This window comes from Pseudomonas sp. zjy_15, from assembly GCF_043101865.1.
Lineage (GTDB): Bacteria > Pseudomonadota > Gammaproteobacteria > Pseudomonadales > Pseudomonadaceae > Aquipseudomonas > Aquipseudomonas putida_Y.
This window is the reverse complement of the sequence record NZ_JBICII010000130.1, coordinates 1-14,991: the sequence shown is the minus strand read 5'-3', so window position 1 is coordinate 14,991 and position 14,991 is coordinate 1. Positions and strand designations below refer to the sequence as shown.

General features: G+C 63.7%; 14 protein-coding genes. 6 read left to right on the top strand and 8 right to left on the bottom strand.

Annotation, left to right across the window (positions count from 1 at the left end; translation table 11 throughout):
- Positions 1–79 precede the first annotated feature (79 nt).
- Both recQ and ACF8EF_RS24400 read left to right on the top strand, forming a co-directional pair.
- Positions 80–2,227: a DNA helicase RecQ gene (gene recQ / locus ACF8EF_RS24405; protein ID WP_176685206.1), complete on the top strand. Its 2,148-nt coding sequence runs from the start codon at positions 80–82 to the stop codon at positions 2,225–2,227.
- A gap of 150 nt (positions 2,228–2,377) precedes the next feature.
- Positions 2,378–2,815 (top strand): MarR family transcriptional regulator, encoded by a 438-nt coding sequence (locus tag ACF8EF_RS24400; RefSeq protein ID WP_010955198.1) that lies wholly within the window; start codon positions 2,378–2,380, stop codon positions 2,813–2,815.
- Positions 2,816–2,847: 32 nt separating this feature from the next.
- Here ACF8EF_RS24400 and ACF8EF_RS24395 read toward each other — a convergent pair whose 3' ends face one another.
- Positions 2,848–5,034: a patatin-like phospholipase family protein gene (locus ACF8EF_RS24395; RefSeq protein WP_176685207.1), complete on the bottom strand. Its 2,187-nt coding sequence runs from the start codon at positions 5,032–5,034 to the stop codon at positions 2,848–2,850.
- Between the two features lie 67 nt (positions 5,035–5,101).
- Here ACF8EF_RS24395 and ACF8EF_RS24390 point away from each other — a divergent pair, with 67 nt between their 5' ends.
- On the top strand, positions 5,102–5,383 hold the full coding sequence (locus ACF8EF_RS24390) for a SelT/SelW/SelH family protein (protein ID WP_392462466.1): 282 nt from the start codon (positions 5,102–5,104) through the stop codon (positions 5,381–5,383).
- Here the strand turns inward: ACF8EF_RS24390 and ACF8EF_RS24385 are convergent, their stop codons facing one another.
- Together ACF8EF_RS24385 and ACF8EF_RS24380 are read right to left on the bottom strand one after the other, a co-directional pair.
- On the bottom strand, positions 5,384–6,274 hold the full coding sequence (locus tag ACF8EF_RS24385) for a DMT family transporter (RefSeq protein ID WP_392462465.1): 891 nt from the start codon (positions 6,272–6,274) through the stop codon (positions 5,384–5,386).
- Between the two features lie 178 nt (positions 6,275–6,452).
- Positions 6,453–7,220 (bottom strand): AraC family transcriptional regulator, encoded by a 768-nt coding sequence (locus ACF8EF_RS24380; protein WP_392462464.1) that lies wholly within the window; start codon positions 7,218–7,220, stop codon positions 6,453–6,455.
- A gap of 126 nt (positions 7,221–7,346) precedes the next feature.
- On the opposite strand from ACF8EF_RS24380, the gene ACF8EF_RS24375 reads away from it, so the two are divergent.
- Positions 7,347–8,144, top strand: coding sequence for a UDP-2,3-diacylglucosamine diphosphatase (locus ACF8EF_RS24375; protein WP_176685210.1), 798 nt, complete (start codon positions 7,347–7,349; stop codon positions 8,142–8,144).
- Between the two features lie 13 nt (positions 8,145–8,157).
- Here the strand turns inward: ACF8EF_RS24375 and ACF8EF_RS24370 are convergent, their stop codons facing one another.
- Positions 8,158–8,469, bottom strand: a complete 312-nt coding sequence (locus tag ACF8EF_RS24370; protein WP_014590083.1) for a DUF962 domain-containing protein — start codon at positions 8,467–8,469, stop codon at positions 8,158–8,160.
- 153 nt (positions 8,470–8,622) lie between these two features.
- Here ACF8EF_RS24370 and ACF8EF_RS24365 point away from each other — a divergent pair, with 153 nt between their 5' ends.
- Positions 8,623–9,684, top strand: a complete 1,062-nt coding sequence (locus ACF8EF_RS24365) for an AraC family transcriptional regulator (RefSeq protein WP_209967422.1) — start codon at positions 8,623–8,625, stop codon at positions 9,682–9,684.
- Here the strand turns inward: ACF8EF_RS24365 and ACF8EF_RS24360 are convergent.
- Positions 9,641–11,095 (bottom strand): TrkH family potassium uptake protein, encoded by a 1,455-nt coding sequence (locus ACF8EF_RS24360; RefSeq protein WP_021783436.1) that lies wholly within the window; start codon positions 11,093–11,095, stop codon positions 9,641–9,643. The genes ACF8EF_RS24365 and ACF8EF_RS24360 overlap by 44 nt on opposite strands.
- 102 nt (positions 11,096–11,197) lie before the next feature.
- Here ACF8EF_RS24360 and ACF8EF_RS24355 point away from each other — a divergent pair, with 102 nt between their 5' ends.
- Positions 11,198–11,755 carry an NAD(P)H nitroreductase gene (locus ACF8EF_RS24355; protein ID WP_176685213.1) on the top strand — a complete coding sequence of 186 codons (558 nt, stop codon included), beginning with the start codon at positions 11,198–11,200 and terminating at the stop codon, positions 11,753–11,755.
- 129 nt (positions 11,756–11,884) lie between these two features.
- Here the strand turns inward: ACF8EF_RS24355 and ACF8EF_RS24350 are convergent, their stop codons facing one another.
- The 3 genes from ACF8EF_RS24350 to ACF8EF_RS24340 form a co-directional block, all read right to left on the bottom strand.
- Positions 11,885–13,225, bottom strand: coding sequence for an ATP-binding protein (locus ACF8EF_RS24350; RefSeq protein ID WP_392462462.1), 1,341 nt, complete (start codon positions 13,223–13,225; stop codon positions 11,885–11,887).
- 58 nt (positions 13,226–13,283) lie between these two features.
- Complete coding sequence (locus ACF8EF_RS24345; RefSeq protein WP_103444750.1) at positions 13,284–13,700, bottom strand: Spy/CpxP family protein refolding chaperone; 417 nt, start codon at positions 13,698–13,700, stop codon at positions 13,284–13,286.
- A gap of 149 nt (positions 13,701–13,849) precedes the next feature.
- The gene (locus ACF8EF_RS24340) at positions 13,850–14,527 is read right to left on the bottom strand and encodes a response regulator transcription factor (RefSeq protein ID WP_392462461.1); all 678 of its coding nucleotides are present in this window, start codon (positions 14,525–14,527) and stop codon (positions 13,850–13,852) included.
- Positions 14,528–14,991: the final 464 nt, after the last annotated feature.

Here is a 14,991-nt window from a genome sequence, read left to right as displayed (position 1 = left end):
CGCTTACGCATTTGGCGTGTGCGGGGCGGGTTTTTCGTCCAGCCTTTATCCAGGATGGTACGGCGATTTGGAGTTGCACATGCTCGAACAGGCTCAGCGCGTTCTCAAGGACATCTTCGGCTACGACAGTTTCCGTGGGCGCCAGGCAGCGATCATCGAATGCGTGGCCAATGGCGGCGATGCCTTGGTGCTGATGCCCACCGGTGGTGGCAAGTCGCTGTGCTTCCAGGTGCCGGGGCTGCTGCGCCCGGGCCTGACGGTGGTGGTATCGCCACTGATCGCGCTGATGGACGACCAGGTCGCCACCCTTGACGAGCTGGGTGTGTCTGCGGCCGCCCTGAACTCTACCCTGACGGCAGAGCAGCAGCGTGAGCTGGCCGGGCGCCTGCGCCGTGGTGAAGTCAAGATGCTGTACCTGGCGCCGGAACGTCTGGTGCAGCCGCGCATGCTCGACTTCCTGCGCGATCTGGACATCTCGCTGTTCGCCATTGACGAGGCCCACTGCGTATCGCAATGGGGTCACGATTTCCGCCCCGAGTACCTGCAACTGGGCCAGCTGGCCGAACTGTTCCCGCATGTTCCGCGCATTGCGCTTACCGCTACGGCCGACATGCGGACCCGCGAGGAGATTGTCCAGCGCCTGCACCTGCAAGGCGCCGAGCGCTTCCTGTCGAGTTTCGACCGGCCCAACATCTTCTACCGCATCGTGCCCAAGGAGGCACCGCGCAAGCAGTTGATGGCCTTTCTCGGCGAGCGCCGTGGCAACGCTGGCATCGTCTACTGCCTGTCGCGCAAGAAGGTCGACGAAACCGCCGCCTTCCTCTGTAGTCAGGGTTTCCCCGCGCTGCCGTATCACGCCGGCCTGGCCGCCGAGACGCGGGCGGCCAACCAGCATCGCTTCCTGAACGAGGAAGGGCTGATCATGGTCGCTACCATTGCTTTCGGCATGGGTATCGACAAACCCAACGTGCGCTTCGTTGCCCACCTCGACCTGCCCAAATCGCTTGAGGCCTACTACCAGGAAACCGGCCGTGCCGGCCGTGACGGCCTGCCCTCCGATGCCTGGATGGCCTACGGGCTGCAGGACATGGTGATGCTCAAGCAGATGCTGCAGAACTCCGAAGGCGACGAGCGCCACAAGCGCATCGAGCAGCACAAGCTGGATGCCATGCTGGCGCTGTGCGAAGAAACCCGCTGCCGCCGCCAGTCGCTGCTGGCCTACTTCGACGAGACCCTCGAACAACCGTGCGGGCATTGCGACAACTGTGTCGACAACATCCAGACCTGGGACGCCACCGAGCCGGCCCGCCAGGCGCTGTCGGCGGTGTTCCGCACCGGCCAGCGCTATGGTGTTGGCCACCTGGTCGATGTGCTGTTGGGCAAGGACACCGAGAAGGTGCGCAATTTCGGCCACGAGAAGCTGTCGGTATTTGGCGTTGGCAAAGGTCTGGCCGAGGTCGAGTGGCGCTCGCTGTTCCGTCAGTTGGTGGCGCGCGGGCTGGTCGATATCGACCTGGAAGGCTACGGCGGCCTGCGCCTGTCCGACAGCTGCCGGCCGCTGCTGCGCGGCGAGGTGACCTTGCAACTGCGCCGTGACCTCAAACCGCAGACCACGGCCAAAACCTCGTCGTCCGGTGGCGGCAGCCCTGCCAGCCAGCTGGTGCGTGCCGAAGAGCGCGATCTGTGGGAAGCACTGCGCACCCTGCGCCGCAAGCTGGCCGAAGAACACAGTGTGCCACCCTACGTCATCTTCCCTGACTCGACACTGCTGGAGATGTTGCGTAGCCAGCCGGTCAGCCTCAGCGACATGGCCCAGGTCAGCGGTGTGGGGGCGCGCAAGCTGGAGCGCTACGGCCAGGCGTTCCTCGAAGTGCTGAACAACAGCGGAGGCACCGACGAGGCACCGAAAGTGGTGCTCGACCTGCGCCACGAACTGGTCAGCCTGGCCCGTGCCGGCATGACCCCGGCGCAGATCGCCGGGCAGCTCAATTGCAGCGAGAAGAACGTGTATAGCCTGTTGGCCGAGGCGTTGGGCCGCCAGGAGCTGAGTCTTGACCAGGCCATCGACCTGCCGGAAGACCTGATGATGGAGGTACAGGACGCCTTTCTTGATGGCGAAGGTGAACTGCCACCGGTGTCGGCCATTGCCCCCCAGTTCGGGGCGCGGGTACCGGAGGGCGTACTTTATTGCGTGCGGGCAGCACTGGCGGCGGAATTCGAATTGTGAGCACAGGCAGGATCGAAGGCAGAAGCGCCATCTGCTGACCTTTGTCATGCTTTTTGACGATTTTCGACCGAGCAGGCGTGGCCGAGCCTTGCCTCGTGGGGCAGGGCATGGTTAGCTGCCTAATAATTAGATCTACTCAATGAGCTCCTTATGCCCCTGAACGACAACCAACACCGCTTTGGCATGCAACTGGCCCAGATGTCCCGAGGTTGGCGTGCCGAGCTGGACCGCCGCCTGGCCGGGCTCAACCTGTCCCAGGCGCGCTGGCTGGTGTTGCTGCACCTGGCTCGCTTCGAGGAAGCCCCGACCCAGCGTGAGCTGGCCCAGAGCGTAGGCGTTGAAGGCCCGACTCTGGCGCGTCTGCTTGACAGCCTGGAAGCGCAAGGGCTGGTGCGTCGTCAGGCGGTGCTGGAGGATCGGCGGGCGAAGAAGATTGTGCTGTGCCCGCCGGCCAAGCCGTTGATCGATCAGATCGAGACCATCGCCAACCAGTTGCGGGTCGAGCTGTTTACCGGCGTGGACGAGGCTGACTTGCAGGTCTGTATGCGCGTGCATGCCAAGATCCTGGCCAACCTCGAAAAGTCCTGAGCCCGCCCATCGATTCAGGTGCAGTGCAAGCCTCAGAAGGTGTGCCCAAGGTTCAGGTACACCGCTTGTTCATGTGCACTGTTGGCGCCATAGCTGAAGTTCAGCGGCCCTAGAGGCGTCTCCAACCCCAGGAAGATGCTCGCCGCATTGATGTACCCACTGTCGAACTCGTTGTCGTTGTTCCATGCCCGCCCACGCTCCAGCGAGCCGCCTATGTATAACGGGAAGTCCAGCGGCACATAGGCCCGCGGCGTCAGCCGACGGTAATAGACCATGCGCAGCAGGCTCGCGTTCTGCCCCGATACCGAGTCCTGGCGGAAGCCTGACAGCTGTCGCGCCCCGCCCAGCACAAAGCTCGACGTCACCACTTCGGTATCGTCCAGCGTGCGCCCGTAGCTCCCACCCAGCACGAACGTGTTCGGCCCGCTGCTGAGGGCCTTGTCCAGGGTAAACAGCCACTGCCGGTAATTCTGGTCGGAGTCCAGCGACTTGTCGTATTTGCGCAAGGTCAGGCCGATGTCCTCGCCATGGTGCGGGAAGTACACGTTATCGAGGGTGTCGAACGAGTACTTCAGTTCGTAGAAGCCTTCGTTGAAACTGACTTTGGGCAAGTCCTGGTCGCCGATGCGCACTTCGGCTTCGCCCCAGGCCTTGCCCGCGCCCAGGCGCACTTCACCGCTGTTGCCGATCTGCCGGCCTACATTCAGGCCAAAGCCGTAGCGCTCCAGGCGATACTCGGCGACGGGGTCGTTGTCCAGGGTCGCTTCGATGTTCTGCGAGCCCAGGTCCAGGTACGGCGCGATGAAGTAGCGTGAGCCCACATCCAGGGGTTGGTAGAATTCACTGTACAGCTCTTGCTGGTCGCCGATCTGGCCGCGGGTCAGCCATTCGGCGCCAAGGCTGTTGATGCCGTTGACCCGGTAGCTGGCGCCCAGGTTGAAAGCGCTGTCGCCACGCAGGTCATCGGACAGGTTCAGGCCCAGGCGCAGGTAGTCGGTGCCGCCGCGTCTGCCACGGGCGTTGATTACCAGGGTGTGGTCGTTGCCCTTGTGCACCACGCGGTACTGCACCCTGTCGAAGTAGTCCAGGCCATACAGCGTACCCATGTCGGTCTGCAGGCGGTCCAGTTCCAGCGGTGCGTCGATCGGCTGGCGGATGTACGAGCGGATCACATCATCGCTGACCTTGGAGTCGTTTTCGATCCGGATTGCGGTGATTACCGGCGTGCGCTGGTGCGGCGAGCGGGCCACGGCCAGGCTGGCGTCGCCCTCGAGCTGGCGCAGGGCGGCCAGGCGCGGGTCAAGCAGGCGGGTGGCGCGGTAACCGGCGTCGATCATGTCGCGGGCACGGCCGAAATCTGTCACGCCGAAGGCGGTGAGCGATGGCTGGATGAGGATGTCGTCGCGGTGCAGGCTGGCCAGCTGTTCTTCGGAGTTGCGCCGGGTCATCAAGGTGATCGACTGATTCAGCACGTCGACCACCGTCAGCAATTGCTTGCGATCGCGCAGCGGGGTGCCGATGTCGACCACGATCGCCAGGTCCACGCCCATGTCGCGGGCCACATCCACCGGAATGTTGTCGACCATGCCGCCGTCCACCAGCAGGCGACCGTCCAGTTCGACCGGGGCGAACACGGCGGGGATCGACATGCTGGCGCGGATTACCTGGGGCAGGTGGCCGCGGCGGAAAACGACTTTTTCGCCACTGGCGATGTCAGTGGCCACGGCACGGAAGGGGATGGGCAGCTTGTCGAAGTCGCGGGTGTCGGCGGTATGCGCCAGTTTGCTTTCCAGCAGCAGTGACAAGTTCTGGCCCTGAATCACACCCAGCGGCAGGCCCAGGCTGCCATCGTCGCGAAAACTGAGCTTCTGCTTGACCAGGAAGTCGCGGTCATCCTGCTTGCGTCGGAAGGGCACATCCTCGCGCGGCGGGGCATCGGAGAGCGCCTGTTGCCAGTCAAGGGTGGTAGCGAGTTTTTCCAGCTCTTCAACACTGTAGCCCGAGGCGTACAGGCCGCCGACCACCGCGCCCATGCTGGTGCCGGCGATGGCGTCAATGCGCACACCCTGTTCTTCCAGCGCCTTGAGTACGCCAATGTGGGCCAGGCCACGGGCTGCACCGCCAGACAATACCAGGCCGACCTTGGGCCTGGCGGGTTCCGCAGCGATTGCCGTAAGGGAGGTAATGAGGAGCAGAAAACAGAGCAGCAAACGGCGCATCGTGAGTCTCAAACCGTGGGCTAAAGACCGCTAGTATAAGCGGCCCTTTACCTGGAGATGTTTCACCATGGCTGACAACAAGCCGGAAATCGTCATCACCTATTGCACCCAGTGCCAGTGGCTTTTGCGTGCTGCCTGGCTGGCTCAGGAACTGCTCAGCACCTTTGCCGACGACCTTGGCCGGGTAGCGCTGGAGCCGGGTACCGGGGGTATCTTCCGCATCACCTGCAATGGCGTGCAGGTCTGGGAGCGCAAGGCCGACGGTGGTTTCCCCGAAGCGAAGGTACTGAAGCAGCGGGTGCGCGACCAGATCGACCCGCAGCGTGATCTTGGTCACAACGACCGCTGATCAGGCGCCCTCGGTCAGTGGTCGCTGCCTGGGCGGTTGCTCGGCAGCCAGACGGCTGGACAGCACGATGGCGAAGATGATCAGCGCGCCGCCCAGCAGCATGCGCACGGTCGGGGTCTCGGCGAATACTGCCCAGGCCACGGCAATGCCGTAGACCGGCTCCATGCCGAACACGACGGCGGCGGTGCGCGCCTTGATCACCGCCAGGCTGGCAACGAACAGGCTGTGCGCCACTCCCGTGCAGAAGATGCCGAGCAGGGCGATCCACAGCCAGTCCAGGGGCGCAACGTCGGCCAGGCCGGGCGCCGCGAACGGCAGCAGGCACAGGCCCACCACCAGGTTCTGCCACAGGGCTGCCTGTACCGCAGGCAAACGGCCGGAGCCGGCCCGGTTGGTCAGTGACAGTAGCGAGAACAGCAGGCCCGAGAGCAGTGCCCAGAGTAGGCCGCCGGTGGCTTCGCTGGCCAGATCGAATGCCGGCGTGACCAGTATCAGGCCGATGCTGACCAGCACGACCAATACCACTTCGTTACGGCGGATTCGCTCGCGGAACAGCAGGCTTTCGAGGATCACCGTAAAGGCCGGGAAGCTGGCGAAGCCGAGGGTGGCGATGGCCACGCCGCCCACTTTGACGGCGATGAAGAAGCTGACCCAGTGGCCGGCCAGCAGCACGCCGCCGAGCAACAGGCGGCGCGCGTCCTGGCTGTTCAGGCGTTGCCAGCCCGGGCCGGCCAGGCTGACGAACAGGGCCAGGGCGAGTACGGCGAAGGCAGCGCGACCGAAGACGATGATCGCCGGGTTGGCGCTGGCAGCCAGTTTGCCGAAGACGCCGGTAAGGCCGAAGAACAGCGCGCCAATGTGCAGTGCGCCGAGGGCGGTGCGGTGGTTCATGGTAGTCCTTGATGAAGATCTCTACAGGCAGTGCCGGCCCTTTCGCGGGTAAACCCGCTCAGGTTGTGCACAACCTTCAGGGCTGCGGAAATCCTGTAGGAGCGGGTTTACCCGCGAAAGGGCCGGTAAAGGCAAAGTGTAAAGCCTCAGGCAAACACATTCTGTCGCAAGACTGCTGTCAGTTATCGCCAGGCTCTCGTCGCAAAGCCAACGGTGTACACCCGAACGCCCGCAGCATCGCCGCTGAAAAGGCACTTTGCGAGCTATACCCCACCTGCGCCGCAATTTCGCCCATCGGCAGCACGGTCTGCACGATTAGCCGCCGCGCCTTGAGCAAACGCCGCTGGCGAATGTAGTCCATCGGAGTCATCCCGCACTCTGCGGTAAAGCGCGCATGCAGTCGGGCAATGGACAGCCCGGCGATGCGCGCCAGGTCGGCAACCTGCAGCGGGTAGGCAGCATACTGTTCGATATGCGCATCGAAGGCTGCGTAGGGCAGGCGCTGGCTGGTGTGCACGCTGGCTGCCGCCGTGGCGTTGAGGCTGGCCAGCAGCAGTGCCGCGCCTTGCCTGGCGATCAACGGGTCGTGCATGGGGCTGCTCGCCAGCCAGTCCACCAGTTGCTGCTGGCGTTCATCCAGGCCCAGGGTGACGGGGCGGTCGAGCAGGCGGCGGCTGGCATCGGCATGCTCGCCCAGGTGCTCGCGCAACCAAGGCTCCCCAGGCACATCAAGCACCAGACAATCACTGCCGGCATCGCTGGCGCACGTGTGATGAGCACCCGCCGGGACCACTACCAGCCCCTGCCGATCGATCCCGGCGCCATGCCCCTGGACCTCGAAATCCAGGCGGCCGCGCAGGCCGAACACCAGTTGCGGGTGTTCGTGGCTGTGGGCGATCAGGCTGTCACGGTAATGGCGCAGCGAGAGGATCGGGCCGGCGGTCATGGGGGCTCCTCGCAGGGCAGGCGCCCATTGTGCCTCAATCCCTGCACGCCATCACTCGTCACTGTTTTGCCATGGCGCTGTCATGTGCGCCTGCCAGTCTCCAGCAAACTGCGCCGGAGCCTGCCCATGACCCATGCCGAACTGTCCCGCCCCTCGCGCAAGCAACGCGTGCGTACCCTGTGGATCTCCGACGTGCACCTGGGTACCCGCGACTGCCAGGCTGAACACCTGTCGCAATTTCTCAAGGGCTACCAGGCTGATCGCGTCTACCTGGTGGGCGATATCATCGATGGCTGGAAACTGCGCGGCGGGATCTACTGGCCGCAAGCTCACACCAACGTGATCCGCCGGCTGTTGACCATGAGCAAGCGCGGCACCGAGGTGATCTACGTCACCGGCAACCACGACGAATTCCTGCGCCGCTACTCAAAGCTGATTCTGGGCAACATTCAGCTGGTGGACGAGGCCGAGCACCTGACAGCCGATGGCCGCCGTCTGCTGGTTGTCCATGGCGATCAGTTCGATGTGATTACCCGTTACCACCGCTGGCTGGCGTTTCTGGGTGACCGCGCCTACGAATTCACCTTGGTGCTCAACCGCTGGCTCAACCACTGGCGTGCGCGGTATGGCTATGGTTACTGGTCGCTGTCTGCGTACCTGAAGCACAAGGTGAAAGGGGCGGTGAACTTCATCAGTGACTTCGAGAATGCCATTGCCCACGAGTGCACCCGCCGTGGTTTTCATGGGGTGGTGTGCGGGCATATCCATCATGCCGAAATCCGCAAGGTGGGTGAGGTGGACTACCTCAATTGCGGGGACTGGGTGGAATCGTGCACGGCACTGATCGAGCATTGGGACGGCAGTGTCGAACTGTATCGGCTGGCTGAGGCACAGGCAGCGGCGGCGTTGCGCGAGTCGGCTTAAGGGCCTCAGATGCTTACAGCCTGAGCTTGCCCAGCAGGATATCCCGGAACATCACGAAATCCCCGGCCAGGCTGTAAAGCGGATAGGTGAAGGTCGCTGGCCGGTTTTTCTCAAAAAAGAAATGCCCGACCCAGGCAAAGCCATAGCCGAACACCGGCACGGCCAGCAGCAGCAACCATTTGCCACTGCCAATGGTGTAGGCCAGCAGCGCTATCACCAGGCTGGTGCCGACGAAGTGCAGACGGCGGCAGGTGGGGTTGCTGTGCTCCCCAAGATAGTACGGATAGAACTCGGCAAAACTGCGAAACTGCGCTTTGCTGTTCATGGCAGTGCTCCGGGATTAATACTTCTGGACAAGATACACGGCGTGGAGCCTGATTCGAGTCTAGAGTGACTGACGGGGCCTACCAGTGACAATAGGCGCCAAATGAGTATCCTTGGGGTTCACCGCAGGAGCGGTCGGTAAAAGAAGCCTGTCATGAGCGAAAGAACAACGTCAGCCAGTTGGGCATCAGGGATCGTGAAGGCACTTGAACTGGAAGGGCTGGATTGCAGAGCCATGTTCAAGCAGTTGGGGCTGGACTTTGCCGCCCTCGATGACCCTGATGCACGTTTCCCTCAAGATTCCATGACCCGTCTCTGGCAACTGGCGGTGGAGCTGTCGGGCAATGAGGCCATCGGCCTGAACATGGCACGGGTGGTCCGCCCGGCGTCGTTCCATGTGGTGGGCTATGCGTTGATGTCAAGCCGCACCCTGGCCGAGGGCTTCGAGCGCCTGGTGCGCTACCAGCGCATCATCGCCGAAAGCTCCGACCTCAGTTTCGTCCTTGGCGCCGAGGGCTATTCGCTGATTCTGACCGTGCATGGCGACCACCTGCCGCCGACCCGGCACAGCGCCGAAGCGTCGCTGGCCTGTGCGCTGGCGCTGTGCAAATGGCTCAGTGGCCGGCCGGTACAGCCGCGGCGGGTACTGGTGCAGGGGCCGCAGCCGAAGAATGTCGAGCCTTACAAGGTGGCGTTCCATTCGCCGCTGGTATTCGGTGCCCCGCATGATGCGCTGGTGTTCGAGCGGGCCGACATGGAGGCGCCGCTGCCGACCGCCAACGAGGCCATGGCGGTGCTGCACGACCGGTTTGCCGGCGAGTACCTGGCACGCTTTTCCGAAAGCCGGGTCAGCCACCGCGTGCGCCAGGTGTTGTGCCGCATCCTGCCGCAGGGTGAGCCCAAGCGCGAAACCCTGGCCCAGGCCCTGCACCTGTCGCAGCGCACCTTGCAACGGCGGCTGCAGGAGGAAGGCACCAGCTTCCAGACCTTGCTTGACGACACCCGCCGCGAGCTGGCCGAACAGTACCTGGCCCAGCCGGGCATGACCTTGCTGGAAACCGCCTACCTGCTGGGCTTTGCCGACCCCAGCAACTTCTATCGGGCGTTCCGTCGTTGGTTCGATGCCACGCCCAGCGAGTACCGCGCACGCCTGGGCACGGAAGGCGAAGCGCTCAGTGACGCCAGAACGCCGGCATGCACAACACCAGCACCGTGATGATTTCCAGGCGACCCAGCAGCATGCCGGTCGCCAGAATCCATTTGGCCGCGTCAGGCAGCGTGGCGTAGTTGCCCGACGGGCCGATCACTTCGCCCAGGCCCGGGCCTACACCCGAAACCGTGCCCGCAGCGCCGGTCAGCGCGGTCATCCAGTCCACGCCCAGCAGCGACAGCAGCAGCGCCATGACACAGATGGTGATGGCGAAGAAGAACGAGAACGTCAGGATCGAACGCACGATGTCTTCATCGAGGCGATGGCCGTTGTATTTCTGCTTGATCACCGCGCGCGGGTGAATCAGCTGGTTGAGGCTGGCCTTCAGCAGGATGTAGGCCACCTGGAAGCGGAAAATCTTGATACCGCCTGCGGTCGAGCCGGAGCAGCCGCCAACGAAGCCCAAGTAGAAGAACAGCATCAGCGAGAAGTTGCCCCACAGGCTGTAGTCACCCAGGGAGAAACCGGTGGTGGTGACCACTGAGGTCACGTTCAGCGCTACATGGCGCAAGGCATCGAGCCAGTGCAGATCGGTGCTGTACCAATACCAGGTGCCCAACACCAGCCAGGTGGCCACCAGCATGCCCAGCAAACCTTGCACCTGCTGGTCGCGGATCAGCGCCTTGCGGTTGCCACGCAGGGTAGCTACGTAAAGGGTGAACGGCAGGCTGCCCATGATCATCACCACCACCGCAACCCAGTGCACGGCCGGGATATCCCATTTCGCCAATGACTGGTCGGAGGTGGAGAAACCGCCGGTAGAGATAGCCGACATGGCGTGGTTTATTGCATCGAACGGGCTCATGCCCGCCCACCAGAAGGCCAGCGCGCCCAGTATCGAGAAGCCGACGTAAACCCCCACGATCGACTTGGCGACCATGTGCGACCGCGGCATGACCTTTTCCGAGCGGTCGGACGATTCGGTCTGGAACAGGCGCATGCCGCCGATGCGCAGCAGCGGCAGGATCGCCACCGCCATGGCGATGAAGCCGATACCGCCGAGCCAGTGCAGCATCGAACGCCACATCAGGATGCCCGGCGACATGTTATCGAGCCCGCTGAGCACGGTGGCGCCGGTGGCGGTGATGCCTGACATGCTTTCGAAGAAGGCGTCTGTGTAGCTGATGTGCTGGGTCAGCAGGAACGGTAGCGCGGCGAACACGCACACCACCAGCCAACTGCTGACGGTCAGCAGGTACATGTCGCGCGGGCGCAGGTGTACATGCTCCGGGCGCCCCTGCACCACCAGGGCCAAGCCGGCGATGAAGGTGATCAGGCTCGACCAGAGAAACGACGGCATGTCGCCGGTGCGCTCGAAGATCACCAGGGTCGCCATGGGCACGGCCATGCTCACGGCCAGCGTAATCAGGAAGATGCCGATGATGAAACCAATAATCCTTAAGGTCGGCAACGCCATGTGATCTGCTCAGACTCGAAACGGAAGGGCGCCATTCTACCTATGGGTCCGGTGATGTAAACGCTAGAATGGCCGCACATTCAACTGCCAGGAGGGTAGCCGATGGAGGCTCTCGACGCATTGCTCAACCGTGTTTCCGTGCCACGCCTGACCGACCCGGCGCCCAATGCCGCCCAGCGTGAGGCGCTGTTCCAGGCTGCCCTGCGCGCCCCGGACCACGGCCAGCTGCGGCCGTGGCGTTTTCTTACCATTGAAGGCCAGGGCCGCGAGAAGCTCGGCGAGCTGTTCGCCGAAGCCTTGCAGCACAAGGGCGATGCCAGCCAGGCGGCACTGGACAAGGCCCGTGCCATGCCGCTGCGGGCGCCATTGTTGATCGTGGTGGTGGCCAGGTTGCAGGACCACTTCAAGGTGCCCAAGTCCGAGCAGCGTCTGGCCGCAGGCTGTGCAGCGCACGGCATTCTGATTGCTGCGCATGCGCAGGGGATCGGCGCGGTGTGGCGTACCGGTGACATGGCCTTCGATGCCCATGTGCACAAGGGGTTGGGGTTGGCCGAGAACGAGGAGCTGATCGGCTACCTGTACGTCGGCACGCCGCTGACCGAGCCGCGGACGGCGCCGGTGCTGGAAACTGCCGATTTCGTCAGTGGCTGGGGTGAGTAAGGCTGCCTTGGACTGATTGATGTATCAAGGCTTCCGGCCTCTTCGCGGGTAAACCCGCTCCTGCAACGGCATCTACATCCCCTGTAGGAGCGGGTTTACCCGCGAAGAGGCCAGGCGCCGTTACACCCATCAACTGCCTGCTGCTTCAGCCAAGGGGAACTCCAGCCTGGCCACAAACCCACCCTGTGGATGATTCTCCAGCACCAGGCTACCGCCATGGCGCTCCGCTGCCTTGCGTGCAATCGCCAGCCCCAGGCCATGCCCCGGCGCTGCCTGCCCCGGCGCGCGAAAGAACGGCTCGCCCAGTTGCGCCATGTGCTCCGCTGCTGCCCCAGGCCCATGGTCACGTACGCTGATCACGATGCGGTTCTGCTCGCGTGCAGCGCTGACCTCGACCGGCTGGCCCGCCGGGTTGAAACGCAGGGCATTGCGCAGCAGGTTGTCCACGGCACGCTCGATCAGCGTTGGCCAACCCTGCAAGCTCAACCCTGGCTGCGCCTCCAGGCGCACGTCCTGCTCCGGCGCGCTTAGCAGGGCATCCTTGCGTACGCTGCCGAGCAAGGCATTGATGTCGACCGGTTCGGCATGAGCCTGCTCGGCATCCACCCGGGCCAGGGCGAGGATTTCGCTGATCAGGTCTTCCAGGCGGTCGCATTCGCGGGTCAGGCGCGGCCACAGGGTTTGCCGCTGCTCGTGATCGGCACGCTCTGCCAGGGCCAAGGCGATACGCAGCCGGGCCAGTGGCGAGCGTAGCTCATGAGACACGTCGCGCAGCAACTGGCGCTGGCTGCCGATGGTGCTTTGCAGGCGTGCGCCCATCTTGTTGAAGTCCTTGGCCAGCACGCCAAACTCGTCGCGCCGAGCTGCCAGCCGTGCCAGGCTGTTCTGCTGATAGGTAGACTGGCCCAGGTCGTGTACGGCGCTGCGCAGGCGGCTTAACGGACGGGTTATGGACAGCGTCACCAGCAGGCTGAACAGGGTCAGCACGACCAAGGCAATGCCCAGTGCGCTGAGCGGCCACAGCAGGCTTTCACGGTGCCAGGCATCCAGCGCCGGATGGGGGATGCGGTAGATCAGCAAGTAGGTTTCGCCGGTGTCGGGGCTGGTGTATTCCTCGGTCAGCCGGCGCCATGGCAAGCGCCGCTGGTCATTGTGCTGGCGCGCTTCGAAGGCTGCCGCACGGCGTGGGAAGGTACCCGGCACCACGGCCTCACCGCTATCGTCGAGCACCTGCACGTCGATCTTGTAGCGGTCCTTGCGTCGTTCCAGAAAGTGCTGGGCCGCATCCAGGCCTTCCTGCTCATAGTGCTTGGCCCACTTGCTGGCCAGGGTGTTCAGGCCCGGGTGGCGGCTGAGGATCCAGGCGTCCTGGTTGAGCATGTGCCCCAGCAGGATCGACAGGCCTGCGACCAGGGTGATGGCCAGCCAGAAACTGGCCAGGATGCGCCAGAACAAAGAACGCAAGTGCACCTCCTAAACGGGAAAAGCCCGGCCCGCAGTGATGCGGACCGGGCAGGGGGCGGACAGCTTACTGGGCCTTGGCGCCTTTTTCAGCTTTCCAGGCCTTGAACTCCTGCCACTCGGCTTTCTTGGCGGCGCGTTCCTTTTGCAGTTCATCGAACTTCTTCTGCTGGTCAGGCTTGAGCAGGTTGCGCACCGCGCTGTCGGTCTTGTCGCGGCTGGCTTTCAGCTCGTCCTTCATGGCCTTCTGGTCGGCGGCCGGCAGCTTGGACAGGTAGCGCTCGGTGATGTCGCGGCGCTGCTGCATCTGCTCGCCCATCAGCTTGCCGATCTGCTGGCGCTGCTCGCGGCTCAGGTCCAGTTGGTGGAAAGGCGCATCACCGCGATGATGCGGGCCGTCGTGGCGCGGGCCGCCGTCAGGCATGGCCATGGCAACGGTCGGCAGAGCGGCAGCGAACATCAGGGCGATAAGGGTCTTGCGCATGGTGTCTCTCCTTTACATGGGCCGGTGATTACCGGATGAGCACAGTCTAGGGAGATCACCGTCAAGCGCAGTCAGGGGAGGGTAAAGGCAAAGTAAAGATGAGTGGCCCGTGCAGGCGCGGCCTTGTACCGCGAATGAGGCGCGCAGCTTTACAGGCAGTAGTAATAGCCACGGCTACGCAGCGCCACGATGCGTGGACGGCCATCGGCGTGTGGGCCGATCTTCTTGCGAAGGTTGCTGACATGCATGTCCAGGCTGCGGTCGTACAGGGTCAGCTTGCGGCCCAGGCCGATCTGCGCCAGTTCCTGTTTGTCCAGCGGCTCGCCGGGCTGACGCAGCAGCGCTTCAAGAATACGGCTTTCGGACAGGGTCAGGGTCATTTCGCGGCCATCGATCCTGGCCACACCCCGCGCAGGGCTGTAGACCAGGTCACCCAGTTCCATCTGGCTGGTCGTGGCGGTGGGGTGGCTGCGGCGCAGTACCGCGCGCAGGCGGGCAGTGAGCTCGCGCGGGTCGCAGGGTTTTGCCAGGTAATCGTCGGCGCCCAGTTCCAGGCCGAGAATGCGGTCCAGCGGCTCGCCGCGGGCTGACAGCATCAGCACCGGCAACTCGGCATGCTCGCTGCGCAACTGCTTGAGAAGCTCCAGGCCGCTGCCGTCGGGCAACATCACATCCAATACCACGGCAGCAGGCGCATGCTCGGCCAAGGCCTGGCGAGCGCTCTGGCCATCGTGGCAGGCACGCACGGAAAACCCTTCCTGGGTCAGCCAGCTGCCGAGCAGCTCGCACAGTTCCTGGTCATCATCAATCAGTAACAGCTCGCTCATGACTCACTCAATTCAACCAATGACGGCGGTGATTCGGCCCGCCAGTGGCAAAGATACCGCAGACTGATGGCCTGAGTATAACTGCTGGTACCGCGTGGCCCTCTTCGCGGGTGAACCCGCTCCTACAAGGGTCTGTGTCCAACCACCGACGTGTGTCCACCACCAAATCTGTGTAGGAGCGGGTTTACCCGCGAATACGGTAGCGGCGGCAACGGTGAACGGCGGGTGGAGATTGGCCAGCAGGCCCGGCCCTTTCGCGGGTGAACCCGCTCCTACAAGGGTCTGTGTCCAACCACCGACGTGTGTCCACCACCAATCTGTGTAGGAGCGGGTTTACCCGCGAATACGGTAGCGGCGGCAACGGTGAACGGCGGATGGAGATTGGCCAGCAGGCCCGGCCCTTTCGCGGGTGAACCCGCTCCTACAAGGGTCTGTGTCCAACCACCGACGTGTGTCCACCACCA

Coding starts and splice junctions, on each gene's coding strand:
- ACF8EF_RS24365 (WP_209967422.1), top strand. CDS start 8,623: ATGAGCGAAAGAACAACGTCAGCCAGTTGGGCATCAGGGATCGTGAAG.
- ACF8EF_RS24360 (WP_021783436.1), bottom strand. CDS start 11,095: ATGGCGTTGCCGACCTTAAGGATTATTGGTTTCATCATCGGCATCTTC.
- ACF8EF_RS24390 (WP_392462466.1), top strand. CDS start 5,102: ATGGCTGACAACAAGCCGGAAATCGTCATCACCTATTGCACCCAGTGC.
- ACF8EF_RS24345 (WP_103444750.1), bottom strand. CDS start 13,700: ATGCGCAAGACCCTTATCGCCCTGATGTTCGCTGCCGCTCTGCCGACC.
- ACF8EF_RS24340 (WP_392462461.1), bottom strand. CDS start 14,527: ATGAGCGAGCTGTTACTGATTGATGATGACCAGGAACTGTGCGAGCTG.
- ACF8EF_RS24400 (WP_010955198.1), top strand. CDS start 2,378: ATGCCCCTGAACGACAACCAACACCGCTTTGGCATGCAACTGGCCCAG.
- ACF8EF_RS24355 (WP_176685213.1), top strand. CDS start 11,198: ATGGAGGCTCTCGACGCATTGCTCAACCGTGTTTCCGTGCCACGCCTG.
- ACF8EF_RS24370 (WP_014590083.1), bottom strand. CDS start 8,469: ATGAACAGCAAAGCGCAGTTTCGCAGTTTTGCCGAGTTCTATCCGTAC.
- ACF8EF_RS24380 (WP_392462464.1), bottom strand. CDS start 7,220: ATGACCGCCGGCCCGATCCTCTCGCTGCGCCATTACCGTGACAGCCTG.
- ACF8EF_RS24395 (WP_176685207.1), bottom strand. CDS start 5,034: ATGCGCCGTTTGCTGCTCTGTTTTCTGCTCCTCATTACCTCCCTTACG.
- ACF8EF_RS24375 (WP_176685210.1), top strand. CDS start 7,347: ATGACCCATGCCGAACTGTCCCGCCCCTCGCGCAAGCAACGCGTGCGT.
- recQ (WP_176685206.1), top strand. CDS start 80: ATGCTCGAACAGGCTCAGCGCGTTCTCAAGGACATCTTCGGCTACGAC.
- ACF8EF_RS24385 (WP_392462465.1), bottom strand. CDS start 6,274: ATGAACCACCGCACCGCCCTCGGCGCACTGCACATTGGCGCGCTGTTC.